This window comes from Prochlorococcus sp. MIT 1306 (assembly GCF_047304515.1).
GTDB classification, from domain to species: Bacteria; Cyanobacteriota; Cyanobacteriia; order PCC-6307; family Cyanobiaceae; genus Prochlorococcus; species Prochlorococcus marinus_D.
The window spans coordinates 2,220,825-2,245,653 of record NZ_CP138959.1; the positions used below are offsets into that span (position 1 = coordinate 2,220,825).

25 protein-coding genes are annotated in these 24,829 nt (G+C 52.7%); 13 read left to right on the forward strand and 12 right to left on the reverse strand.

The window, feature by feature from the left end; translation table 11 throughout:
• Positions 1 to 14: 14 nt before the first annotated feature.
• The 8 genes from urtE to ureE form a co-directional block, all read right to left on the reverse strand.
• Complete coding sequence (gene urtE / locus SIB74_RS11125) at positions 15 to 722, reverse strand: urea ABC transporter ATP-binding subunit UrtE (protein ID WP_041375289.1); 708 nt, start codon at positions 720 to 722, stop codon at positions 15 to 17.
• A gap of 43 nt (positions 723 to 765) precedes the next feature.
• A complete protein-coding gene (gene urtD, locus SIB74_RS11130; protein WP_063396589.1) occupies positions 766 to 1,518 on the reverse strand; it encodes an urea ABC transporter ATP-binding protein UrtD in 753 nt (250 codons plus the stop codon).
• Positions 1,515 to 2,642, reverse strand: a complete 1,128-nt coding sequence (gene urtC, locus SIB74_RS11135) for an urea ABC transporter permease subunit UrtC (RefSeq protein WP_063396588.1) — start codon at positions 2,640 to 2,642, stop codon at positions 1,515 to 1,517. The genes urtD and urtC overlap by 4 nt, the downstream gene beginning before the upstream one ends.
• Positions 2,643 to 2,646: 4 nt before the next feature.
• Entirely contained in the window at positions 2,647 to 3,801 is a 1,155-nt protein-coding gene (locus tag SIB74_RS11140) for an ABC transporter permease subunit (RefSeq protein ID WP_063396587.1), read from the reverse strand.
• Positions 3,802 to 3,899: 98 nt separating this feature from the next.
• On the reverse strand, positions 3,900 to 5,195 hold the full coding sequence (gene urtA, locus SIB74_RS11145) for an urea ABC transporter substrate-binding protein (protein ID WP_063396586.1): 1,296 nt from the start codon (positions 5,193 to 5,195) through the stop codon (positions 3,900 to 3,902).
• Between the two features lie 111 nt (positions 5,196 to 5,306).
• Positions 5,307 to 5,921, reverse strand: coding sequence for an urease accessory protein UreG (ureG, locus tag SIB74_RS11150; protein ID WP_063396585.1), 615 nt, complete (start codon positions 5,919 to 5,921; stop codon positions 5,307 to 5,309).
• Positions 5,921 to 6,604 (reverse strand): urease accessory protein UreF, encoded by a 684-nt coding sequence (locus SIB74_RS11155; RefSeq protein WP_063396584.1) that lies wholly within the window; start codon positions 6,602 to 6,604, stop codon positions 5,921 to 5,923. The genes ureG and SIB74_RS11155 overlap by 1 nt, the downstream gene beginning before the upstream one ends.
• On the reverse strand, positions 6,604 to 7,116 hold the full coding sequence (gene ureE / locus SIB74_RS11160) for an urease accessory protein UreE (protein ID WP_063395030.1): 513 nt from the start codon (positions 7,114 to 7,116) through the stop codon (positions 6,604 to 6,606). Before ureE ends, SIB74_RS11155 begins: the two co-directional genes overlap by 1 nt.
• Before the next feature lie 83 nt (positions 7,117 to 7,199).
• On the opposite strand from ureE, the gene SIB74_RS11165 reads away from it, so the two are divergent.
• The 4 genes from SIB74_RS11165 to ureC all read left to right on the forward strand — a co-directional run bounded on the left by SIB74_RS11165 (position 7,200) and on the right by ureC (position 10,568).
• Entirely contained in the window at positions 7,200 to 8,099 is a 900-nt protein-coding gene (locus SIB74_RS11165; RefSeq protein ID WP_063396948.1) for an urease accessory protein UreD, read from the forward strand.
• Positions 8,100 to 8,177: 78 nt separating this feature from the next.
• Complete coding sequence (locus SIB74_RS11170) at positions 8,178 to 8,480, forward strand: urease subunit gamma (protein ID WP_011827547.1); 303 nt, start codon at positions 8,178 to 8,180, stop codon at positions 8,478 to 8,480.
• A gap of 9 nt (positions 8,481 to 8,489) precedes the next feature.
• Positions 8,490 to 8,807: an urease subunit beta gene (locus SIB74_RS11175; protein ID WP_063396583.1), complete on the forward strand. Its 318-nt coding sequence runs from the start codon at positions 8,490 to 8,492 to the stop codon at positions 8,805 to 8,807.
• A 36-nt stretch (positions 8,808 to 8,843) separates the two neighbouring features.
• Positions 8,844 to 10,568, forward strand: coding sequence for an urease subunit alpha (gene ureC, locus SIB74_RS11180; RefSeq protein WP_063396582.1), 1,725 nt, complete (start codon positions 8,844 to 8,846; stop codon positions 10,566 to 10,568).
• A 42-nt stretch (positions 10,569 to 10,610) separates the two neighbouring features.
• Here the strand turns inward: ureC and cobA are convergent, their stop codons facing one another.
• Both cobA and SIB74_RS11190 read right to left on the reverse strand, forming a co-directional pair.
• Positions 10,611 to 11,396 carry a uroporphyrinogen-III C-methyltransferase gene (gene cobA / locus SIB74_RS11185; RefSeq protein ID WP_063396581.1) on the reverse strand — a complete coding sequence of 262 codons (786 nt, stop codon included), beginning with the start codon at positions 11,394 to 11,396 and terminating at the stop codon, positions 10,611 to 10,613.
• Positions 11,393 to 12,178: a CbiX/SirB N-terminal domain-containing protein gene (locus tag SIB74_RS11190; RefSeq protein WP_413681716.1), complete on the reverse strand. Its 786-nt coding sequence runs from the start codon at positions 12,176 to 12,178 to the stop codon at positions 11,393 to 11,395. The genes cobA and SIB74_RS11190 overlap by 4 nt, the downstream gene beginning before the upstream one ends.
• 540 nt (positions 12,179 to 12,718) lie before the next feature.
• Between SIB74_RS11190 and SIB74_RS11195 the strand changes: the two genes are divergently transcribed.
• From SIB74_RS11195 to SIB74_RS11215, 5 genes are all read left to right on the forward strand, one after another.
• Positions 12,719 to 14,347, forward strand: a complete 1,629-nt coding sequence (locus SIB74_RS11195) for a ferredoxin--nitrite reductase (protein WP_063396579.1) — start codon at positions 12,719 to 12,721, stop codon at positions 14,345 to 14,347.
• A 52-nt stretch (positions 14,348 to 14,399) separates the two neighbouring features.
• Positions 14,400 to 14,543 (forward strand): hypothetical protein, encoded by a 144-nt coding sequence (locus SIB74_RS11200; RefSeq protein ID WP_063396578.1) that lies wholly within the window; start codon positions 14,400 to 14,402, stop codon positions 14,541 to 14,543.
• Between the two features lie 57 nt (positions 14,544 to 14,600).
• A complete protein-coding gene (locus SIB74_RS11205) occupies positions 14,601 to 15,491 on the forward strand; it encodes a formate/nitrite transporter family protein (RefSeq protein WP_063396577.1) in 891 nt (296 codons plus the stop codon).
• Positions 15,492 to 15,503: 12 nt separating this feature from the next.
• Complete coding sequence (locus SIB74_RS11210) at positions 15,504 to 16,226, forward strand: hypothetical protein (RefSeq protein ID WP_063396576.1); 723 nt, start codon at positions 15,504 to 15,506, stop codon at positions 16,224 to 16,226.
• Between the two features lie 455 nt (positions 16,227 to 16,681).
• Positions 16,682 to 17,788: an anthranilate phosphoribosyltransferase family protein gene (locus SIB74_RS11215; protein WP_063396574.1), complete on the forward strand. Its 1,107-nt coding sequence runs from the start codon at positions 16,682 to 16,684 to the stop codon at positions 17,786 to 17,788.
• Here SIB74_RS11215 and SIB74_RS11220 read toward each other — a convergent pair.
• Positions 17,781 to 18,266, reverse strand: coding sequence for a GNAT family N-acetyltransferase (locus tag SIB74_RS11220; RefSeq protein ID WP_063396573.1), 486 nt, complete (start codon positions 18,264 to 18,266; stop codon positions 17,781 to 17,783). The genes SIB74_RS11215 and SIB74_RS11220 overlap by 8 nt on opposite strands.
• Before the next feature lie 21 nt (positions 18,267 to 18,287).
• On the opposite strand from SIB74_RS11220, the gene SIB74_RS11225 reads away from it, so the two are divergent.
• The 4 genes from SIB74_RS11225 (at position 18,288) to SIB74_RS11240 (ending at position 23,682) form a co-directional block, all read left to right on the forward strand.
• The gene (locus SIB74_RS11225) at positions 18,288 to 19,595 is read left to right on the forward strand and encodes an MFS transporter (protein ID WP_063396572.1); all 1,308 of its coding nucleotides are present in this window, start codon (positions 18,288 to 18,290) and stop codon (positions 19,593 to 19,595) included.
• 42 nt (positions 19,596 to 19,637) lie between these two features.
• Positions 19,638 to 21,776, forward strand: a complete 2,139-nt coding sequence (gene ppk1, locus SIB74_RS11230; protein ID WP_063396571.1) for a polyphosphate kinase 1 — start codon at positions 19,638 to 19,640, stop codon at positions 21,774 to 21,776.
• Positions 21,777 to 21,985: 209 nt separating this feature from the next.
• Positions 21,986 to 23,020 (forward strand): RpoD/SigA family RNA polymerase sigma factor, encoded by a 1,035-nt coding sequence (locus tag SIB74_RS11235; protein WP_063396570.1) that lies wholly within the window; start codon positions 21,986 to 21,988, stop codon positions 23,018 to 23,020.
• Positions 23,021 to 23,076: 56 nt separating this feature from the next.
• Positions 23,077 to 23,682 (forward strand): diacylglycerol/polyprenol kinase family protein, encoded by a 606-nt coding sequence (locus SIB74_RS11240; protein WP_231906122.1) that lies wholly within the window; start codon positions 23,077 to 23,079, stop codon positions 23,680 to 23,682.
• Between the two features lie 7 nt (positions 23,683 to 23,689).
• Here the strand turns inward: SIB74_RS11240 and SIB74_RS11245 are convergent, their stop codons facing one another.
• Positions 23,690 to 24,757: a 3-deoxy-7-phosphoheptulonate synthase gene (locus tag SIB74_RS11245; protein ID WP_041375292.1), complete on the reverse strand. Its 1,068-nt coding sequence runs from the start codon at positions 24,755 to 24,757 to the stop codon at positions 23,690 to 23,692.
• Between the last annotated feature and the right edge of the window lie 72 nt (positions 24,758 to 24,829).

The window sequence follows — 24,829 nt, forward strand, 5'->3', positions numbered from 1 at the left end:
ATCTTCATACGCACTCATACACTCAGGAATTGATCCACCACTGTCTGACTAAGGTCGCTGGTCGGACCACTGGCCACAATGCCACCTCGTTGCATGGCGTAGTAGCGATCAGCTTGACGAACAAAGTGCAGATGCTGCTCTACCAAAAGAACGCCAATCCCTGTCTCGGCAATGATGCGTCGAACAGCTCGTTCAATGTCTTGAACGATATTGGGCTGAATACCCTCAGTCGGTTCATCTAGCAGGAGCAATTTCGGCTTACCAAGCAGAGCCCGAGCAATCGCAAGCTGCTGCTGCTGCCCACCGCTGAGGTCTCCGCCCTTACGCGGCAAAAACTCCTGCAGGATCGGGAACAACTCATAAACAAGCGGGTCAATGCTGTGGTTTCGCGCCAAGCCGCCAGGCAATGCCTCCATCCCCAGCATCAGGTTCTCCTCCACCGTCAGATGGGGAATAATTTCTCGCCCCTGAGGCACATAACCAATGCCAGCCCGTGCCCGCTGATGCGGAGGATGGCGATCCAAACCTTCACCGTTAAACAGAATCTCTCCACTACGAGGACGCAACAGACCGATCAATGATTTCAACAAGGTGGTCTTGCCTACACCGTTGCGGCCGATCAAGCAGACCATCTCACCAGCTTTCACGGTGAGGTCGACATCCCTAAGGATATGACTCTCTCCATAGTAGGTGTTTAAACCGCGAATCTCAAGTATGGTCATCGGCTTAACCAAATCATGAACGACATAGGTAGAAATCTCTGCATCAAGCAGCCTCCTCATTACGACCTAGATACACCTCGATCACGCGTGGGTCACACTGAATCTGATCCATCGAGCCCTCGCACAAAACATGCCCCTGATGAAGAACAGAAACCTGACTCTCCAGGCGCCGGATGAACTCCATGTCATGGTCAATCACCAAAACAGTGTGATCACCAACGAGAGACTTAAGCAGATCCGCGGTGAGATCAGTTTCCTCATCCGTCAAACCAGCAACTGGTTCATCAACCAATAACAGGTCAGGAGACTGACCCACAAGCATGGCGATCTCCAACCACTGCTTCTGCCCATGAGACAACGATCCAGCAACTTGATGCGCACGTGTCTGCAGCGAAACGATACCCATCAAATGGGCAATGCGATCGCGCTCAACAGCACTAAGACCTGCGCTTAAAAGTGGCCAAGGACGCTTTGGATGACTGACCGCCAAGGCGAGGTTTTCCTCAACAGTGAGGTTTTCGAAGACTCTCGGGCTCTGAAACTTCCTACCAATCCCAAGCCGCGCAATCCTGTGTTCCGGCTTGTTTAAAAGAGATTGGCCCTTAAACAAAACATCACCTGCCGTTGGTCGAAGCTTGCCAGTGATCACGTCAAGGAAGGTGGTCTTGCCTGCACCGTTGGGACCAATCACGGCACGCAATTCTCCTGGCTTCAGGCTGAGATTGAGATCACGCAGTGCCATAAAGCCATCAAAGCTGACACTGATTTGACGCAGCTCAAGCAAAGCAGTTGTCATGACTTCACCTCCTCCTTGCTATCCATTTCCAATCGTGGATAGGTACCGATCCTGCGCGCGACACCCAAGCGAGTAAGCAGGTTTCGTGGCCCACCCGCCTGCCACCAGCCCACAACACCTTCTGGTAGTGCCGTAACGACGAGAATAAACAAGCCTCCCAGGATGAATAGCCAGCCTTCTGGCCAAAACGTGCTGATTTGGCTCCTCGCCAAATTAATGACTAGGGCTCCAAGAATGGCACCAATCAAAGTTCCGCGTCCGCCAACTGCCACCCAAATCACCATGTCGATTGAGAACGGAACAGTCATGTATTGCGGCGAGACGATACCGGACTGCACGGTGTAAAGAGCACCGCCGATGCCGGCCAAGCCACCAGCCATCGCAAACACGATGGTTTTAAACAAGGTGGGGTTGTAACCAGCAAAACGCAAACGCGGCTCATCATCGCGAATGGCGATCAACACTTCACCAAAACGGCCACGCACCACCCAGCGCACAGCCAACCAGGCCAGGATCACCATCACGGCCGTTAACCAGAAGAAGCCTCGCTGCATGAATGCAGAGCCCACCTGCTGGCCAAAGAGCTCTGTGACATCGGTCTTAAGACCGTTGGTGCCATTGATCAGTTTCTGCTGTCCGTTGAAGAAATTAAAGAAAACCAGCAAGGCGGCCTGGGTAAGAATCGAAAAATAAACTCCCTTGATCCGGTTGCGGAACACCAAGTTGCCTAACAGCGCGGCAAGCAGTGCAGGGATCAACCAGATGGCAATCAGCGTGAACCAAGGCGAATGAAACGGCTGCCAAAATCCAGGCAGTTGATCCACCCCATACAGGCCGAAGAACTCTGGAATCCCGTTGGGTTGTTCGCTCGAACTGTTGAGCTGCAGATACATTGCGGCTGCGTAACCACCGAGCGCAAAGAAGATGCCCTGGCCCAGGCTCAATAAGCCTGTAAAACCCCAAATCAAATCGATGCCGAGGGCCACGATCGAGAGAGAGAGAAAACGACCAAGCAGGTTGAGCCCAAATACCGACACCACTGCAGGCGCCGCCACAATCGCAGCAATGATCAAGACCCAGACAATCACCAGGGGCCAACGGCGTTGTTGAAACGCTTTCAACATTGATTTAAGCCTCCACCATGCGTCCCCTCTGGGGAAACAGACCAGCAGGACGGAACTGAAGGAACACCACAATCAGCGCAAACACCATCACCTGGGCCATGCTCGTGGTAGCAAAAAAATCAACCACGCTCGCCAAAGGCGCAGGCATCGAAGGCCAGATACTGAGCAGACGGCCAGCACCGATCAGGTCTGTTAGCACCCCAATAGCAAAGGAGGCCAACACGGTGCCGAACAGATTTCCCACGCCGCCAAGAACCACCACCATGAAGCAACCAACGATATAAGAAGTGCCGACGTTGGGTCCCACGGATCCCAACAGAGACACCGCTACCCCCGCGATCCCAGCCAAACCAGAGCCGATACCAAAGGTAAGCACATCCACGGTATCGGTTGAGATACCAAGGCAATCACTCATGGAGCGATTCTGAGTCACTGCCCTGATGCGCATCCCCCACACACTGCGATTCAAGAACCAGGTGATACCGAGGACAGCGAGGATCGTGATCACAATGATCACCAAGCGTGGCACAGGGAAGGTCATGCCCGACAGTTCAATCCCCCCACGCATCCACTTAGGTGCCGTGACATCGACATTGCGAGAGGTCGCACGAGCGATACGACTGATCTGAGAGGCCAAGCCACCCGCCAGTAACACCCCAGCCAGAGCCGACACAAGCCAGCTTCCAGCACGCACCAGGCGGGCTCGCGGCCCCTGCAAAAGCTTGTCAGGAAGAATGATCGGCAGACTAAAGCCAAGCACTAACGCCAGCACCAAGCCAGCCGCATAAGCCAATGGAAAACTGCGCACAAACTGCTGCAGAATCAGGCTGACGCCCCATGTCGCCAACAATGTCTCCAACGGGTTGCCGTAGAGACGACGAATCACGGTGCGCTCTAGCAAGATACCAACCACACCACTAACGATGAAGGCCAGAGGAATCGCCACCAACACGTAAGCGTTGTAGACAGGCTGCAGAGCAGGCAGCTTGAAGATCAGCTGTACCACATAAGTGGTGTAGGCCCCGAGCATGATCAACTCGCCATGGGCGAGGTTAATGACACCCATCAGGCCGAAGACTATCGCCAGTCCGAGGGCAGCAACCAGCAGCACCGAGCCGATGGCCACACCATTGAAAAGACTTTCAAGAAGCAGTTGCACGGGCGAAGATCAGAGACCGGAAAAACGACGAAAGGAGGAGCCCGTTTCCGGACTCCTCCCAAACAATGCCAAAGCGGAAAAACGCCTTGACAAGGTAATCAAAGCTTGTACTTCTCGCCTTTATTGGCGTCAGTCCAATCACAAGCATAGCCCTTGGAACTTGGCTCAAACTGATTCCAAGCCTGTGGAGCCACAGGGCCATTTGTCTCTTCGAGAATCTCGAACTGACCATCTTTGGTGATCTTGCCGATACGTACTGTCTGGGACAGGTGATGGTTTGGCATCACTTTCACAGGGCCCTGAGGCGCATCAAACTCAATTCCGATCAAAGCTTCACGTACCTTGTCGTCATCAAAGCTATTGGCCTTCTCGACCGCAGCTTTCCACAGATACACCATGTTGTAAGCCGACTCCTGAGGGTCAGCAACCTGACGGTCATTGCCATATTTGGCCTTGAAGTCAGATGCAAACTTCTTCGAAGCAGGCGTATCAATCGACATCATGTAATTCCAAGCCCCATAGTGTCCCTCAAGGAACTCAGGTCCGATCGTGCTGATCTCTTCTTCCGCGATGGAATAGCTCATCACGTAGTAGCCATTTTCAGGAGTCAGTCCGGCATCCTGAATCTGCTTAAAGAAAGCGACGTTCTGGTCACCATTGAGGGTGTTGATGATCACACCACCATCAGGTAATGCCTTCTTGATCTTGGCAATGATCGGCGCCACTTCAGTGTTGCCGAGGGGCAAATAATCCTCTCCAACAACTTTCCCACCCAGAGCTTTGACCTGCTCCTTAGTGATGGTATTAGAGGTGCGAGGGAAAACGTAATCAGAACCTACAAGGAAGAAGGGCTTGCCAGCAGCAGGCGACTTCTCGAACATGAACTTGGTTGCAGGCTCCGACTGCTGATTCGGAGTCGCACCTGTGTAGAAGATGTTGTTGGAACACTCCTGGCCTTCGTACTGAATCGGGTAATAGAGGAATGCATTCTTCGATTCGTAAACCGGCAGCATCGCCTTACGGCTTGCGGAAGTCCAACCACCAAAGACAACAGGAACACTATCCTGATCGATCAACTTCTTGGACTTCTCAGCGAAGGTTGGCCAATCAGAAGCGCCATCTTCAACGATGTAGTCGATCTTGTATTTCTTGCCATCAACTTCAACACCACCGGCAGCGTTGATCTCTTCAATCGCCATTTTCTCTGTGTCCACAAGGGTGGACTCCGAGATGGCCATGGTGCCACTTAAGGAATGGAGGATACCAACCGTGACCGTATCGTCGAAATCGGTATTAGCGGTTTTATCACTACCACCACCGCAAGCCGTAATGCTGACACCAACGGCGGTTGCGGCGAAGCCAGCCACAAGGCGCTTTGAGAATGAAACGTTCATTGAAACCGTAGATAGGCAGAATATGGAGCACGCCTATTCGGGCGGCTTGGCGAACGTAAAGATCAGCCAGGCATGATTCTGTAGTGAATGATACAAAGCCCTTTGCGCCGATCATTGCTCAGGGCAATTTGGTATCTGTTGCAACAAAAATTGCAGCACACTCTCCAGGCCGTCGCCGCTGTGCAAGTTGGTGAAACACCAAGGGCGCTCTCCCCGCATCCGCGTCGCATCGCGCTTCATCACTTCCAAATCAGCCCCGACATGATCCGCGAGATCAATCTTGTTGATCACCAATAAATCCGAGCGTGTGATCCCCGGACCACCCTTACGAGGGATCTTGTCGCCAGCCGCCACATCAATCACATAGATGCAAAGGTCCACTAATTCTGGACTGAAGCTGGCGGCAAGATTATCGCCACCACTCTCAACAAGAACAACATCAAGATCTGGGAAATTCCTCTCCAGATCTTCTACGGCCGCGCGATTAATCGAACAATCCTCACGAATAGCAGTATGAGGACAACCACCTGTTTCCACGCCGCGAATACGCTCTGGCTCGAGAGCTCCCACACGCGTCAAGAACTCTGCATCTTCCTGGGTATAGATGTCATTGGTGACAACTGCCAATTGCAACTGATCTCGTAGACGGCGACAAATTGCCTCCACTAGTGCTGTCTTACCCGAACCCACCGGGCCAGCCACACCTAAGCGCAGTTTGCTACTCATCAGCTCCGGAATAATCGGGAATAAAGCTCAGCATGAGAGAGCTGTGCAATAGCAGAACCCACTCCTCCGCACCAAAGCTGCTGTGGATCCACATCAAGCAAGCTAATGGCCTGCATTTCAATGAGCGGCTGAAGCTGACGCTGCAACCGTTGTGCCTCAGTTGGCCCCAGCGGAACAAGACGCACGGCCGCACTGAGCTGATTAGCCACCCAACCAAACAGGTAACCCTGCACAACCTCCAGAGGCGTTATCTCCCAAGCCAAACCAGCCCAAGCCCACGCCACTGGCCAACCAAAATCCACTCCTCCATCAGGGAGAGGATGACCCAGCTCAGCTAATAACTGCAAAAGAGATCGACCCATCTGCTGCTGCTGCGCTCTTACTTCAGCCGCATCTCGCAGTGCAATCAACCATTGAGCCCAATCCCGCACAGCAGTGCCATGGTCAACTTTGCCCTGCTCAGCACTCACCTTCCATTGGCTGAGGGAATGACGCAGCGGACGCAAAGCAGCAGCTTCGATCATGACCTGCCCGCGACTGAGCTCCGCCTCCAACCAACTTGCCAAAGTTGCTCGATCCTGAAGCTGCTCACGCTGCACCAGCAGTTCCAAACCCTCCGAATAACTGAACGCACCCACCGGCAAAGCCGGGCTAACAAGCTGAAGCAAAGCGAGACTGCTCATCAGTGATGACGTTGTTGGTGCCCATCAATGGGCTGTTGATCATGGCTATGGACGCCTTGATAGGCCCCAGGCTCTGGATAAAATGGCTCCATCACAGACTCCAGAGCCAAGCCACGCACCCGCAGCAGATCGGCTAAGACAGGATCATCTAGCAAACGCAACTGCTTCGTGCGTAGCTCTAGTGCTACGTGACGATTGCCCAAGTGATAAGCCGCCTCAAGCAGAGCCAGTTCTGAAGGAGCCCTCACCAACAACAGTTTCTCAGAAGCAGCGACCACCCTCACCAAAACAGAACCTTCCGCCGCAGCCAAACTTTCTCCAGGCTGCAATGGGCCCTGCCGCGGCAATTGCAATAAGACGGACTGACCGCAAGCCGTGCATCGCAGCCCCCGCAAACGGGTGCGTTCTTCAGCAGTGAGAGGCAACTGCATGCAAGCCTCAACCCCAACAGCATCAAGCCTGCGGGTGAGCACCGGAACAGTGTCGCGCGAAGGAAAATCGACCAAGCTCATGACCATAAGCCTGCCAAACGGCAACTGCTCCATCCGTGAGTGTTGCTAAAGAGTTAAACCGTGCTCGATCACAGCGTGCTCCGATGACTGGCGATAGACCCTGGCACGGCCAATGTTCCCTGCAACTGATCAGCAAAACTGCGGCAGACGATCTTCAATCCCGGCTCACCGTGCATCAGAGCCAATGCACGGCTCCATTCAAGATTCAGCGTGCCAATCTTGATGACGACGGCCGCTGCCAACTGCCCTTACTCCACACCGCAGGGGGTCTGGTCGGAGGAGATCAACTCAGTGTGAATGTCAAAGCTGGAGCAAGCAGCCGCGGCCTGGTCACGAGTGTGGCTGCCCAGAAGGTCTATGGCTCCGTGGGCCGCTCCAAACAACACCCCAAAGGCCGCTGGGCAAGTCAAGAGTGTCACTTCGAACTAGCAACAAATGCTGACCTGGAATGGTTACCCCAAGAGCTCGTGGTTTTTCAAGGAGGCCTCTACAAGCAACGGATGCAAGTCGAACTGCAACCAAAAGCCAGTTTTCTCTCCGCCGAAGTGGTGCGCCTAGGTCGCACAGCTGCTGGAGAAACACTGAACGAAGGCTGCTGGAGGTCCAGCCTGGAGATCTGCCGACAAACCGCGATTGGTCGTCAATGGGAACTAGTCGATCAACTCGAGCTCAACAGCGACGTGCTGCAGAGTTTGCACGGCATGGGAACACAACCCGTGTTCGGATCTTTTGTTTGGGCCGCACCGGATCCCCTGACTGCCGAAGTGATGGAGACACTTCTGCGGAACTGTCGAACAGACCGCGCAAACCTAGAAGGTTCCATGGCTTGTGGTGGTCTCAATCAAGGCTTAGTGGCCCGATATATAGGGCCATCAAGCCAAGCCGCACGTCAATGGTTTACCCGCCTTTGGGCCCGCACACGCCAGCTGCGGCGGCTCAGCACTCCTCAACCGCCCAGAGAATGGCCCCTGCAAGAGGAGTGAATGTTCTCAAAAGAAAGGTTCACAAAGAACCATCAGCCGCCTGTTGCCTCGCCACACTGAAATGAAATCCTGGCTTCCATGCACCTCAGCCCCCAGGAAAAAGACAAACTCCTGATCGTCACCGCTGCCCTGCTTGCAGAACGACGCCTCAAGCGCGGCCTGCGGCTCAACCACCCTGAAGCCGTGGCCTGGCTCAGCTTCCTTGTCATCGAAGGCGCTCGTGACGGCCAATCCGTCGCGGAACTGATGGCCGAAGGCAGCACCTGGCTGCGTCGCGACCAGGTGATGGACGGTGTTCCCGAACTGATCCCGGAGGTACAAATTGAAGCTGTCTTTACGGACGGCACCAAATTGGTCACCCTCCACGACCCCATCCGCTAAAAAATCCCCATGCCTCCGCTAATCCCCGGTGAACTGATTCCTGAACCGGGCACGCTTGAACTCAACAGCAACCGGCCAACCCTCACCCTGCGCGTTGCCAATAGTGGCGATCGACCGATTCAAGTTGGCTCCCACTTTCACTTTTTCGAGACCAATACAGCTCTGCACTTTGATCGTGATGCTGCACGGGGGCACCGATTGGACATCCCTGCTGGAACAGCGATCCGCTTCGAGCCCGGCGACGAACGTGACGTCCGCCTGGTTGCCCTTGCTGGTGACCGCAAGGTTTTCGGTTTCAACGGTCTGGTCAACGGACCACTCGACTGAACAGCTTCTACACCTCGTCCCTTTCGCTGCATTGCTATGGCCTACCGGATGGATCGCCAGGCCTACGCCGAAACCTACGGCCCAACCACAGGCGACCGCATGCGCCTGGCAGATACCGAATTGATCCTGGAGGTGGAACGCGATTTCACCACCTACGGCGAAGAAGTCAAATTCGGTGGAGGGAAAGTGATCCGCGACGGCATGGGGCAATCCCAGCAATCCCGCGCCAATGGTGCTGTTGACACCGTGATCACCAATGCCCTGATCCTCGACTGGTGGGGGATCGTCAAAGCAGATATCGGCCTGCGAGATGGACGGATCGTTGCTATCGGCAAGGCTGGCAATCCCGACATCACTGACGAGATTGACATTGTGATCGGCCCAGGCACTGAAGCCATTGCTGGAGAGGGTCACATCGTGACAGCCGGCGCCATCGATAGCCACATCCATTTCATCTGCCCACAGCAAATCGAGACTGCCCTGGCTAGCGGCGTTACCACCATGCTCGGTGGTGGTACAGGTCCAGCAACAGGCACCAATGCCACTACCTGTACACCTGGCTCCTTTCACATCAGCCGCATGCTGCAAGCAGCCGAAGGATTGCCGATGAATCTTGGCTTCTTTGGTAAAGGCAATGCCAGTACAGCTGAAGCTCTCGAGGAGCAAGTACTAGCCGGTGCCTGCGGCCTCAAACTCCACGAAGACTGGGGTACCACTCCAGCAGCTATTGACTGCTGTCTTTCGGTAGCCGATCGCTTTGATGTCCAGGTCTGCATCCACACAGACACGCTCAATGAAGCAGGTTTTGTAGAAGACACAATCCGAGCCATCGGCGGACGCACCATCCACACCTTCCATACCGAAGGGGCCGGTGGAGGCCATGCACCAGACATCATCCGTATCTGTGGTGAAAGCAACGTGCTGCCCAGCTCCACAAATCCAACCCGGCCTTACACCCGCAACACCCTGGAAGAGCACCTCGACATGCTCATGGTTTGCCACCACCTAGATCCAGCGATTCCTGAAGATGTGGCCTTTGCCGAATCGCGCATCCGTCGCGAAACGATCGCCGCGGAAGATATTCTCCACGACCTCGGTGCCTTCAGCATCATTGCCAGTGATTCCCAAGCGATGGGACGAGTCGGAGAGGTGATTAGCAGAACATTCCAGACCGCTCACAAGATGAAAGTTCAGAGAGGCCCTCTGCCAGAAGATGCTGCCAATCCACGTGGCACTCGTAACGACAACAACCGCCTAAAGCGCTACATCGCCAAAGTAACGATCAACCCCGCCATTGCCCACGGCATTGACAACCATGTTGGCTCAGTAGAGGTAGGCAAACTGGCAGACTTGGTGCTCTGGAAGCCAGGCTTCTTCGGCGTGCGGCCAGAACTTGTCATCAAGGGCGGCTCAATCATCTGGGCGCAAATGGGCGATGCTAATGCCTCTATTCCAACACCTGGACCAGTCCATGGCAGACCAATGTTTGCAGCATTCGGCAAAGCCCTTGCCCCCAGCTGCCTCACCTTCCTGAGCCAAGCGGCCATCGAAACAGATCTTCCCAACAAGCTGGGGCTGCAACGTGCCTGCATTCCCGTTCTGAACACCCGCACGATCGGCAAAGCAGAAATGCACAACAACAATTCACTACCAAAAGTAGAGGTAGATCCACAAACTTACGAGGTGTTCGCCGACGGCGATTTACTCACATGCGACCCCGCAGAAGAACTACCAATGGCCCAGCGATATCTCCTAATCTAAACGCTAAATTCAACATCTACCTTTAGGTTGCTAAGTCATAGATCAAGACTTGATCGGCATCACAACCTCAGCCGGCTGAGGAGCACACGCTGCCACCTGTTCATCAACTACTGCACCCACAATCACAATCGACGGCGCTGCAAACCCTTCGCTCTGCACCCTTTGAACCAACTGTTCCAAGGGAGCTTTGAGGTAGCGCTGACCTACGACAGTGCCCTGTTGAATGATTGCTGCGGACGTAGCTGGATCGAGTCCACCGGCAATCAACTCTTCGACGATATAAGCAAGGTTATGCAAACCCATATAAATCACCAGGCTGTCACTTGCGCTAGCAAGATCCTTCCAATTCACAGAAGGGCGCTGTTTGTCGATCTTCTCGTGACCTGTCACAAAAGTGACAGAACTACCACCACAACGATGGGTCAGAGGAATACCCACATAGGCCGGCGCAGCCATCCCCGCTGTAATCCCAGGGACCACCTCCACCGATACCCCATGACTCTGCAAATAGGCGGCCTCCTCACCACCCCGCCCAAACAGAAAAGGATCACCACCTTTTAGGCGTACTACACAGGAATGACGCTGAGCCAATTCAACAAGCAACTCATTTGTCTTGGACTGTGGGACCCAATGACGTTCTCGACGTTTACCAACAAAATGCCGTTCACAAGACTCGGGTACTAACTCGAGTACTTCCTTAGGCACCAGAGCATCGTGAACCAAGGCTCCGCACTGGCGAAGCAGACGATAAGCCTTCAGTGTGAGCAAATCAGGATCACCAGGGCCTGCACCCACCAAATACACAGTGCCAAAGTCCAAAGAGCTCATGGCAATGCAGCCAGCAAATCAATCAAACCCAATCGAAATAACTCAATCTCAAGTAGGGAAGTCATCACCCCAGAATCGCGCAGCGTCTGCGTCATCTGGATTGGCGCCAAGGCGAGAAAAAGAGGCTTGGATGCCTCCTTCGCTGCAGCGAGATCAGCATGCCAGTCGTCCCAGGAAAGCATGGGCAACGCCAGCCGCTGCTGAAGCAAACTTAAATAGCGATGAGCAACACCCTGGCGAAGGGGATGGTGAACCAAAACAAGAGAGCCATCACGACAATCCTGACGCTGCACCCACTCCTGTAACAATCGCCACCAAGAGGGCCAGGCACCCAAGAAAGGCACCAACCTGATGTTCACACCCTGTTGCTGAAGTCGCTGACGAATCAACGGCACATCCTCTCGAACATGAGAACCAGGCAGCAACAACAAAGGAACCAGCCAAATAGGATCTGCACTCTGCTCATGGCGATCAGTAGCCGTTAAGGCTTCTACCAGCACAGGTGTGCCTCGACGTTGCGCGACCTGCAGAGCAAAAGAACGCACACAAGAAGGAACATACCCACCAGCACGGCCATGCACGATCAAACGCAAAGCGCGCTTACAACCAACCTCCTCATGCTTTCGTAACAACGGCCACGGATCTAAGACATCCGAAACTGGTGAAGTCATTCCAGTCTTAATAGTCGACTGCAACCATGGCATCCCGTCGCTATCGCACACAGTCGCAAACTCGGTTGAGGACGAGTGGTCGCCAAGGCAGACAGGGTGCAAACCGCTCAAAACGCTTTAACAGTGACTTCGAAAGGGATTTAGCTGCCATGAACCGTGTGTGGAAAATGCTCAGACAAGGCACAATCCGTTGGCTGGGAGAGATAGGCCGCCAATACTGAAATCACTTAAAATTTATACACAGCAACCATAAAGAAGGAAACTTGTGCACCTAGATGTATCGATCAACACCAAATCTTGAATTTCACACAAATGCTCAATTTTGTTCAATCTGATACCGCCAATACCCTCTTCCATCAGGCTTAATGACTCCATTCGCAGCGTGGCCTGACTCCTTAACACCCCTAGCTCAGCCAACATCAGCCGGGCTCAGAATGTATACAAAGACACCAAATCTTTAATTTCACACAAATGCTCAGTTTTGTTCAATCTGATACCGCCAATGCCCTCTTCCATCAGGCTTAATGACTCCATTCGCAACTTACCCTTACTTCAATAATGGCAGAGTCTAAAAACCATGGGCATCGAATAAGCAAATAAAGTTTGAAAAACATGATCACTTCTTTTCAAGTTTAATTTCAACAAAATGTCATGGTTATTAGCTCTCCTGCTAAACAATTTCTCCAAGGAAAGAAGCTCAACAAAATTGAGCAAAACAAAGCTTTTAAAGATGGCTTAGATGTTGGTGATGAACTTGAAACCTTTGCTCAGGTTGGTTGGGAACAGGTCGATAAAACAGACCTCGAACTGCGCCTGAAATGGTATGGAATGTTCTGGCGACCCAAAACTCCTGGCAAGTTCATGCTACGGCTAAGGATACCCAATGGTGTTCTCAATAGCCACCAAATAAAAGTAGTGGCCTCAATCGTGGGTCGCTACGGAGAAGACGGCAGTTGCGACATCACAACACGCCAAAACCTACAGCTTCGTGGTGTTTTACTGAGTGATCTTCCCGAAATCCTCAGACGTCTTGAAGAGGCAGGTCTCAACACAATCCAATCAGGTTTTGATAACCCACGCAATGTCACAGGAAATCCACTGGCTGGGATTGACCCTCTTGAAATTGTTGATACTCGCCCTTACACAACTGAACTACAAAATTTCCTCACGAATCAAGGAAAAGGAAACCATGAATTCTCCAACCTTCCCCGCAAATGGAATACGGCAGTTGCAGGGGCCCGCGATAATTTCCTGCTCCATAACGACATCATCTTCCATCCAGTGGAACACGATGGGGTGATGGGTTTCGGCGTCTGGCTCGGAGGGATCCTCTCCTCGCAGATGAATGACTATGCGCTGCCTTTAAATGCCTGGGTTAAACCCAATGAAATCTGTCGGCTCACCGGCACTATTCTAACGCTATGGCGAGATAACGGTGAGCGTAACAATCGCCCTAAGGGCAGGTTTCGCATGTACCTCGACAGCGTGGGCATCGAAGCGTTTCGCACCATGGTGGCGGAAAAATTTGGACCGCTAACTCCTGATCCCGGTTCTGTATTTGACGACAAGCCTCGCTCTTTTTACGGAATCCACCCTCAGAAACAAACAGGACTTCACTACGCCGGCATGCATGTACCCGTTGGACGATTACGCGCAGAAGATCTTCAGGATCTTGCTAGCGCCAGTCTTAACTATGGCAGTGGTGAAATTCGTCTTACTGAAGACCAGAACATCATTTTGGTGGGGCTATCAACTACCAACCTCGACAAATTTCAAGCTGATCCACTGCTACAGCGTTTTCCACTTGAACCCGGTTCCTTTGCCGCCGGCACTGTCTCCTGCACAGGAAATACGTACTGCAGCTTCGCCCTTACAAACACCAAAGATCAGGCCATGGCAATGGCCCATCAACTGGATGCAGAACTCATCCTCCCTGAGGAAATAAAAGTCCATTGGACTGGCTGTCCCAACAGCTGTGGCCAGGCCTACATGGGCGCAATCGGCCTCACAGGAACCAAAGCCCGTGCACCGAACGGGGGCCAAGGCATGGTTGAGGCCTATGACCTCAGCCTTGAAGGCCGGCAAGGGCCGGATGCCCGAATCGGGACACTGCATCGCAAAGGCATTCCTGGCAGCGAACTGAAAGACGTACTGCGGGAATTACTGATCGAACGCTTCGGTGCTCAACCTCGTAGCCAACCGAAGCAGAACAGCGACCCTTTCTCCAACTTCATGAACTGGTTCAGCAATTTAGGCGAAAACAGCAGCCCATCCCCTTGAGCTGCGATCGCTAAACCACCGTTCTTAAATCAATCACCTATCAAGCCCCACCATGCAATCGACTTCCCAAGCACGTGATCTTTTCTCTCGCTTTGTCAACTGGTTAAGCAACAGCGGTAGCGACAAGCCTGCAATCAATCAAAAAGAAGGTGGCCGAGATGTCTTCTCACGCCTGATGAACACCATCAGTGGCTAAAAATCCTCCTCTCGTTAAACCTACGCATCTACCAACATGAGCGCCACGGCGTCACAAATGGACTACGTCCTACCTAACGAACTTGTCGACGGCATGATTACCGCCGGCGGCAAAAAAGCCACTGTCAGCGTCAAGAACTTGCTGGTGCGTGGCTTCTATTCCGGGGCCATTCTCGGCCTTGCTGTGATCCTTGCACTCACAGTTGGTCTCAAGAGTGGTCAACCATGGTTGGGATCCCTGCTCTTCCCCTTCGGCTTTGCCAGCATCGTGCTATTCGGCATGGAACTGGTCACCGGTAACTTCGCTCTGCTGCCTATGGCCACATGGGCCGGCAAGAGCACCTGGGGAGCCACCTTCCGCAACTGGGGTTGGGTCTGGCTCGGCAACTGGATCGGCACTGCTGTGGTTGCCCTATTGATGGCAATCAGCCTGACCAGCGGTGGCACCGTGGATCCCGCCTCCGCTGCCGATGGTGGCGGCATGTGGCAACAGGTAGCAGCGAAGATCATTGCCCTCAACAAAACCAACGTTGTTAGCAAATACGAGAACCTTCAATCCCTTGGCTTCTTCTTGGCCTTCCTGCGCGGATTGATCGCGAACTGGTTGGTTTGTCTGGGTGTGACCATGGCCCTAGTTAGTAAGAGCGTACCTGGCAAAATTTTGGCCTGCTGGCTGCCGATCACAGCATTCCAAACCATGGGAATGGAGCACATCGTGGTGAACATGTTCCTGCACACCGCCGGACCCATGCTTGGTTCAGGCGTTTCCTTTGGCCAAGTAATCGTTTGGAACTTCATTCCAGTCACCCTCGGCAACATCATTGGCGGGATGGTGTTTATCGGCATGCTCTTCTACAGCACCCATCGCACCCAAATGAGCAACGTACTGCCTACGGTTCACGATGAGAAGCTGGAACGTGAACTCGCCGCCGAACTAGGGGCACGCTGATCTAGAACATTCATGAGCTTCGATGAAGCCGTTCTCTGGGAACGTCTCAATAAAGTAGGTAAGACTCCTCTAGAACCAGACTGGCTGGGGAATGTTTACTGCCCCAGCCTTTCTGCTGATCTACGTAAAGCCTTAGCCGAAAGACTGGGCTTGCTTGGTGATGATGGCTGGGGAATATTAAAAACCCTGCTTAAGCAACATGGTAAGCAGTCTGAACTCATCTATGCAGCTGGCCTCTGCCATCAACCTGAGGCTCGAGACTGGCTCATCCAACAACTTGGTGATCAAGAAGAACTGGAGCTCGAGGTACTGCAAGCAATGGCCTGCTGGGGAGCCATAGTGCCAACTTTGCTGATAAAAAGGATTTTCAGAGAACCTTCCCAAGCAATGCGCATGGCTGGTCTGGAGTTGTTGAACTTCAAGGCATACCAACTTAGCGATGACGAGCTGCTGAACCTCCTTGACGACCTCCTCAACGACATACGCGATCCAGTGGTGTTAAGCACCATTCGAATTCTGCAACGACGCGATGGTGTCGACATCAGCAACCGCATTGCCGAAGTGGCAAGAAAAGGTTCCGAAGCTACAACACGAGCAGCATTACTAGCCCTGGGCTGCATCGGCACATCCAGCAGTCAATCAAACCTGTTCAAGCTCAGCCAAAGTCTGCCGACTGATCTCCATCGAGACCTAGCCAAAAAACAACTTGCTCAGCAATACAGATCATGGCAATGAGTCCATAGCCAACGGATACGCAAATATGGGTTATTGAATCAAAAAGAGGATGATGGCAATAAATGAAAACTGCAATCCAAGCAAAAGCAATCGTATCTGATGATTCATTTCATTGACACCAATCAACTACTGAAAAGCAGAACTACGGTGCCAAAAAAACTCTTACTCTTAGATGAATCTTCTATGCAAGATGCATGCCGAGCCCTTGCAATCAAAAGCCCGGTAATCAAATAAAACAATAGCATAAAACCAGTCTCGACGTTGATCAATACCCCAATACCCCAGCGCAAAAACTTTGGAGATTCGAACATTGCACTTAGAAAATATAACTACGCTGAAATGCAAACAGCCTCGCTTTATCGTTGCAGTGATTCCTAAAGCCCAACGGAGCCAATTAGGCCTGTGCCAAGCAGACATGTCACAAGGATGTCTTAATCGCTACTCCACGCAGCTACATGACTACAGAAAGATCCAATGAGTTCCGGCAATCAATCGTGACCACATGCCCCGAATTATCCGGCCGTGAACGCTTCAAAGCCCACCTCAGGAAAGTGGGAAGTGGAGAGCAAACCAGTCGTGGCATGAGCCGTGAAGAATCAGCTGATGCCTTGCATCTCATCCTTACAGCCCAAGCCAGCCCTGCTCAAATTGGCGCCTTCCTCATCGCCCATCGCATTCGTCGACCCGAGCCCCAGGAACTCGCCGGCATGCTTGATACATACAGAGTGCTTGGACCCAAACTGAAATCAGCCAATGGCCAGAAACGACCCATTTGCTTTGGGATGCCATTCGACGGCCGCAAGCGAACAGCCCCCATTTATCCGCTCACAGCACTGGTCCTACTCAACGCTGGTCAACCCGTCGTCTTGCAAGGGGGGCAACGTATGCCAATCAAATATGGCGTCACCACAGAAGAGTTATTCAAAGCCTTAGGGCTACAACTCCAAGGCCTATCAATAGCAAACCTAGAAGCTGGCTTTCAACAACATGGTCTGGCACTGATCTACCAGCCAGATCACTTCCCGCTGGCCGAAAGCTTGATCAGTTATCGCGACGACATCGGCAAGCGACCGCCTGTGGCCAGTTTGGAGCTGCTTTGGACAGCACATCAAGGACAGCATTTACTCGTCAGCGGCTTCGTGCATCCACCCACCGAAGACCGGGCCTGGAAAGCCCTTGAGCTAGCAGGTGAAACAAATCTCGTGACTGTGAAAGGGCTCGAAGGAAGCACAGACCTTCCCATCAGTCGAACTTGCATCACATCCCGAGTTCAAAACGGCAAGCCAGAACGACTCATCCTCCACCCCCGTAACCACGGCTGCTTTAGCCAAGACGTTGAGTGGAGCAACCTTACGGAGTGGCGCGAGCAGGCAATGGAAGCTCTGCACAATCGCGGGGCATTAAGCCAGCCCCTCCTCTGGAATGCTGGTACCTACCTATGGTTAGCGGGCCTGGCCGACAACCTCGATGAAGGTATCGCTCATGCTGAAAAGTGTCTGCAATCAGGCTTAGCCCAAACCACGCTTGAGCAGCTCATTGCTTGGAGAGAGACCATCATTTGAAGCGAGCCTGTAGGTTTTTCGCCATGCGATAACGATCGAAACTCACACCTCCGATCTGAATCACTTCCTTAGCCATTTCAATCCAGCCCCACTTCAACAGCAAAGGGTGACTACACAAACTGGCTTCCGTAACCAAGATTAGCTGTCCTTCCTGCAAGGCTTCAGCTTCCACCTGTTCAAGCAGCGCAGTGGCATGGCCACAACGAGCAGACCGGCCCCGGCAATAAAGCAACGCCAAACGATCAGAGGGATAACGAAGAGCGAAAGCCTCAACCTCGTCGTTCTCAAGACTCAACCAACCTCGTCCTTCGATCAGTGGCCTATCCAGAACTCCTGGTAACCAGGCCAAGGCTGCCCAAGCACTGATCTGAACAGGGGAATACAAGCCTCCCCCTTGAGATTCAATCGCATCGGCATAAATCTCCCTGACAACAAAATGATCAGTTTTTGTAAGGGGTCTTAAGCGGCGACAAGTCACAAGAGCCTGCCATTTAGATCAATGGCGTCAAGTCTCTATGGGATCGTGACATTCATCCTGACTCATTCCCAATTGCGCCGACCACAGATTCCCATCTTTCTCTGTGCCTTTGTCACTCTGTTGAACGATCGCCTAGGTGAAACCCTCTTACTGCCATTACTTCCATACCTCCCAGGACGCTTCACAGACAGCGGCACAATTCTGGGGCTACTGGGAGGTACTTATGCATTGGCTCAATTCGTCGTGGCTCCCCTAATTGGCGCTCTCAGTGATCGCTTTGGCCGCAAACCAGTTTTAACCGCTTGCGTTGCTGGCTCAGTAGCAGGCCTTGGCTTATTCGCTATCACAATATGGATTGACTGGAACATACTTCCAGCCGCTTGGATCGGCATTGTTCCCCTGATCCTTCTCTTCTCAGCAAGAATCATCGATGGCGTTAGCGGTGGCACAGCAAGTAGCGCCACCGCAGTGCTTGCCGACATCTCAACACCTGAGAACCGAGCAAAGGCATTCGGCCTTATTGGCGTTGCATTCGGCCTCGGGTTCATCTTGGGCCCTTATATCGGTGGCCGCTTAGCAGAGATCAATATCGCTCTACCCGGGATAGCCGCCACAGCCTTCGCAGTCGCGAACCTGCTCCTTGTGATCTATATCCTTCCCGAAACACACCCGCCAGCAGCTCGCAATTCCCTACCAAGCAAAAGACAACTCAACCCGATCACCCAGCTAGCACAGATCTTTGCCAATCCACTAGTAAGCCGCCTTTGTTTCGCCTTCTTCCTGTTCTTCATGGCATTCAACGGTTTCACAGCTGTGCTGGTGCTTTACCTGAAGCAAGCCTTCTCATGGACAGTCAGTTTGGCAGGCCTGACCTTTGCAGTTGTAGGCGTGATCGCAATGGTGGTTCAAGGGCTGCTAATCGGTCCACTGGTCAAATCCTTCGGCGAATGGCGGCTCACCATTGCTGGCATTGGCTTCGTCATTGCAGGCTGTCTGCTATTGCCCATGGCCACTCAGCAGAATTCGATTTCTGTTGTATTCACTGCCGTATCGGTACTAGCCCTTGGCACAGGTCTAGTCGTGCCATGCTTGAGAGCGCTTGTCTCCAGACGCCTCGACAACGCTGGCCAAGGGGCAGTGCTCGGTAGCCTTCAAGGTCTTCAGAGTCTAGGGACCTTCCTTGGTGCAGCCGCCGCAGGATTCGCCTACGACCAAATAGGCACTCGCAGTCCCTTCTGGCTGGCCAGCCTCGTACTAGTGGGCGTGATTGCCCTTGTTGCAGGAGGCCTACCTGCAAGCACAAGGAACACAACAATCAAACAATCATGATTGCTACTTTGCCTGGATAGTGGATGAACAAACTGGCCTTCAATGAGTAATCCAGCGGTAGCTTCGGAGCACTACATCAACCGCGAGCTCAGCTGGATCGCCTTCAACGAAAGGGTCCTTGCTCAGGCACTGGATACGCGCACCCCGCTGCTGGAACAAGCCAAGTTCAGTGCCATCTTCAGCAACAACCTCGACGAATTCTTCATGGTTCGCGTGGCCTCCCTCAAAGCTCAAGTGGAAGCCGGCATTACCAAAACCAGCGCAGATGGTCTAACCCCTATTCAGCAACTCCTCACGATCCGAGATCACCTTGTTCCTCTCATCGAGCAACAACAAGATCACTACCGTAAACACCTCAAAAACCAGCTAGTCGAGCAAGGTGTTCACCTACTCGACTACGAGCAACTCAATCAAAAAGAACGCCTCTGGGTTGACAATTATTTCCAGACAGCCATTTTCCCGGTGCTGACACCACTAGCCGTGGATCAAGCCCATCCCTTCCCTTTCGTTAGCAATCTCAGCCTCAACATTGCGACCCTGATCCTCGATCCGGAAACAGGCCAACAACAATTCGCCCGGGTCAAGATTCCACAAAAAACGATGCCTCGTTTTGTAGAGATACCTCCTGATCTAAGTGGCATCAATCCCAAGCCGGTTCACACAGCAGTTCCATTGGAGCAAGTGGTGGCCTTCAACCTCAAATTGCTCTTCCCCGGAATGAAGATTGAAGAGCACTACTTCTTCCGAGTCACCCGCGATGCTGACCTTGAACTCAGAGACCTAGAAGCCGACGATCTCATGAGCGCCATGGAACAGGGCCTTCACAAGCGGCGGATGGGCGGAGAAGTGGTGAGACTCGAAGTGACAAACGAAATGCCCCAGAGAGTCGTTGAGATGCTGATTGAAGGTATGGCTGTTGAAGAAAACGACCTTTATCGCATCGAGGGACTACTAGGCCTCGATGATCTATTCGGTCTCATGCGTTTGCCCCTGGAGCAACTCAAAGACCAACCCCACATTGGCCTGACCGCCAAAGTTCTCTCCCGCAGCCAGCGCAGAATGCTTGAAGAAGAATCAATCAAAGAAGAAGAATTCAAAAGCATCTTCTCGGTGATTCGCCGCAAAGACATTCTCCTTCACCACCCATACGAACTGTTCGCGACCTCTGTAGAGGAATTCATCAATCAAGCAGCAGACGATCCCCTCGTCATGGGAATCAAGATCACGCTCTATCGGACATCCAAGGATTCCCCAATCATTGCGGCCCTGATCCGTGCAGCCGAACACGGTAAGCAGGTCATGGCTCTGGTTGAACTCAAGGCACGCTTCGATGAAGGCAACAATATTCAATGGGCCCGTCATCTAGAGCGATCGGGCGTTCACGTTGTCTATGGCGTTTTAGGACTAAAAACACACACAAAAACCATCTTGGTCGTTCGCAAAGAAAAAGAGCGCCTACGCAGCTACGTGCACATCGGCACAGGTAACTACAACTCGAAGACATCACGTCTCTACACCGACCTTGGCCTGCTCTCTGCACGACCGGAACTCAGCCAAGATCTAGTTGAACTATTCAATTATCTCACTGGCTTTTCAAAGCAACAAAGTTTTCGTCGACTGCTGGTGGCGCCTGTCACCCTACGCAAGGGAATGGAATCACTGATCCTCCGCGAAATCGAACACGCCCGCGAAGGTAGAGGCGGACACATCCGCGCCAAGATGAATGCTCTGGTGGATCCAGCCATCATTAGCCTGCTCTACGAAGCTTCCCAAGTTGGAGTTCGCATTGAACTGATCATCCGCGGTATGTGCTGTCTCTACCCAGGGCGAAAAGGGTTCAGCGAAAACATCAGCGTGATCAGCATCATCGGCCGGTTCCTGGAACACTCCCGTATCTTCTGGTTTGCCAATGACAACAACCCAGAGGTTTATATCGGCAGCGCAGACTTGATGCCTCGAAACTTAGACAGACGCGTGGAAGCCGTTACTCCAATTGAAGAACCAGAGCAAAAGGAACACCTAGAGCGACTGCTGAACCTCTACCTAAACGACAACCGGGAAGCCTGGGATATGCAGAGCGATGGCAGCTTTTTACAGCGCCAACCCAATCCCAATAGTGAAGAACATCGTGCACAGCAACAGCTGATCAACCTCTGGCAACAAGCCATCCCTGCAGGGTGAAACTCCGTGCCTCACGACACCATAACTGTGAGCAAAGTGCTCTTTGCTACCTAAAAAGGAATGATCAGCATGCAAAACAGTTTTTTTACTTAGAAGCGACCAATCAACTGATCACTCGCATAGGCTAACAAAAACTTTTTGCTTCAACCAAGTTTCTAAGCTCTGTGAGTGCTACATTCCGCGCAAATCTAATTTAGGAGGCCAGGGTGATGGGGATCCCTCTGGAATCTGCGAAGGGTGCTTCACTCACGCCTTCGTCAGAAGTTGTATTACCGTCTACATCTAAGCAACCTTCAGAACAAGCGAATCGAGCTGGCCGTAACGGGCAGACATCCCGTAACCAAAATCGCCAAGGTGGTCGTTTGGGTACTGATGCGATCGGGTTCTACCTGAGCAGCATCGGACGCGTCCCTTTGCTGACCGCAGCTGAGGAAATTGAGCTGGCACACCATGTGCAAGCGATGAAGGAATTGCTGGAGTTACCAGAGCAAGACCACACTCCACGACAACGCCACAAAATTCGCATGGGCAAACGCGCCCGTGACCGCATGATGTCAGCCAACCTCCGGCTCGTGGTTAGCGTTGCCAAAAAATATCAGAATCAGGGCCTTGAACTCCTTGACCTAGTCCAAGAAGGAGCCATTGGTCTCGAACGTGCTGTCGACAAGTTCGATCCAGCCATGGGTTATAAGTTCTCTACCTACGCCTATTGGTGGATTCGTCAAGGGATGACCAGGGCCATCGACAACAGCGCTCGCACCATCCGTCTACCCATTCACATCAGCGAAAAACTCTCCAAGATGCGACGCATCTCAAGAGAGCTTTCCCATCGTTTCGGCCGTCAACCAAATCGATTGGAGTTAGCCCATGCCATGGGCATTCAACCCCAAGACCTTGAGGATCTCATCGCTCAAAGCGCTCCTTGCGCATCTCTCGATGCCCATGCCCGCGGAGAAGAAGACCGCAGCACCCTAGGTGAACTGATACCCGACCCCAATGGGGCCGAACCAATGGAAGGCCTAGATCGCAGCATCCAAAAGGAACACCTAGGAGGTTGGCTATCTCAGCTCAATGAACGTGAACAGAAAATCCTGCGCTTGCGCTTCGGTCTAGATGGTGAAGAACCACTGACCCTCGCTGAAATTGGTCGGCAAATCAGCGTCTCACGAGAACGCGTACGACAGTTGGAGGCCAAAGCCATTCTCAAGCTACGGATGATGACCAACCATCAACAAGCTGCATGAGTTAAGTCTTGGGGTATATCAACTCTCTGGTTGCCATTGCATGCTGGATAGCTTTTGTGCTTTCAGCTGCTGTGGTTTGCAGGGTCCGCTGGCCTAACCAACGAGAACTAAGTCGCAAGATCGTTCACATCGGTACTGGCCCAGTGATCCCTTTGGCCTGGTGGCTCGGGATCCCATCGAATTGGGCAATTCCAATGGCAATCCTCATTACCATTGTGATCCTCATCAACCACCGCTGGCGCTTACTACCAGCTATTGAAGACGTCAATCGAAACAGCTACGGCACAGTGGCATACGCTCTAACAATCACCCTGTTGCTGATTTTCTTCTGGCCAGAAAATGCTGCAGCGGTCTGCTCCGGAGTGCTTGTGATGGCTTTCGGCGATGGGTTAGCTGGCCTCATCGGTCGCAAAGTACGCTCACCCAATTGGTTGATATGGGGTCAACGCAAATCAATCGCAGGCACTCTTACCATGGCTGTGATAACCCTAATCATTCTTTTCACTCTCAGCCTGCTCATTGACGCTAGCTTCCATCCCCTACGCATCTTCGCCGTCACAGGCCTTGCCGTTGGACTAGAGCAACTAAGTCGTTGGGGTATCGACAACCTCACTGTGCCAATGGGAGTTGCAGTCGCCTGGTCATGGATGACAGCGATCTAAAGACTCTTCAAGTTATTGGTGACAACGTCACTGAAGCCACTGCAGCCGCCAAATCCTCAAGGAGAGTTGCCGTTGTCTCTATATCGATACAAGCATCCGTAATGCTTTGACCATAGACAAGAGTAGAGAGGTCTTCAGGCAACTTCTGATTGCCCTCGACAAGATGACTTTCCAACATCACACCCATCAGGTGGGTTGATCCTTGGCGTACCTGAGTAGCAACAGCCTGCAGCACCTCTGACTGTCGCCGAAAATCTTTATTCGAATTGTCATGGCTGCAATCCACCATCAACCGATCAGCCAAGCCAGCCTTCACTAATTCTTTTGCAACCCCTTCCACAGCTTCGGGATGGTAATTGGTGCAGCCATTACCTCCCCGCAACACGAGATGGCCATCAGGGTTTCCAGTGGTATGCACAATCGAAGCCTGACCCTGCCGATTGATCCCTAGAAAATGATGCGGCCTAGATGCTGCCTGCATCGCATGGATCGCAATCTTGGCACTGCCATCGGTACCGTTTTTGTAACCAACGGGCATTGACAATCCAGAAGCCATCTCCCGATGGGTCTGACTCTCAGTGGTTCTGGCTCCAATCGCCGTCCAACTGATCAAATCAGCGATGTATTGAGGAACAACCGGATCCAGCAATTCAGTGGCCGTCGGCATACCCTCGCGGGCAAGGTCGAGCAACAACGACCGCGCACGCCTCAAGCCAGTGTTGATGTCATAGGAACCATCGAGATGGGGATCATTGATGAGACCTTTCCAGCCAACGGTGGTGCGAGGTTTTTCGAAATAGACCCGCAAAACCACCTCCAACTGGGCAGCATATCGCTGTCGCAATGGCTCCAACTGACGGGCATAGTCCCTTGCAGAGGCAATGTCATGAACCGAGCAGGGACCAACAATCACCAGCAAGCGGGGATCCTCACCACGCAGAATTGCCTGGATGCGTCTACGAGTGTCTGCAACGGTTTTGAGAGCCACTAGATCGAGGGGCAGCTCCTGATGAAGCAACACGGGTGACACCAAAGGCCGCGTATCCACCACATGCAAGTCGGAGGTGGTGGTCATTTCGCCAGAATTCATGACAACCCAGGCTAGGAAACCAGCAAGGTGACAGCATCCGGTAATTGCATTTCAATA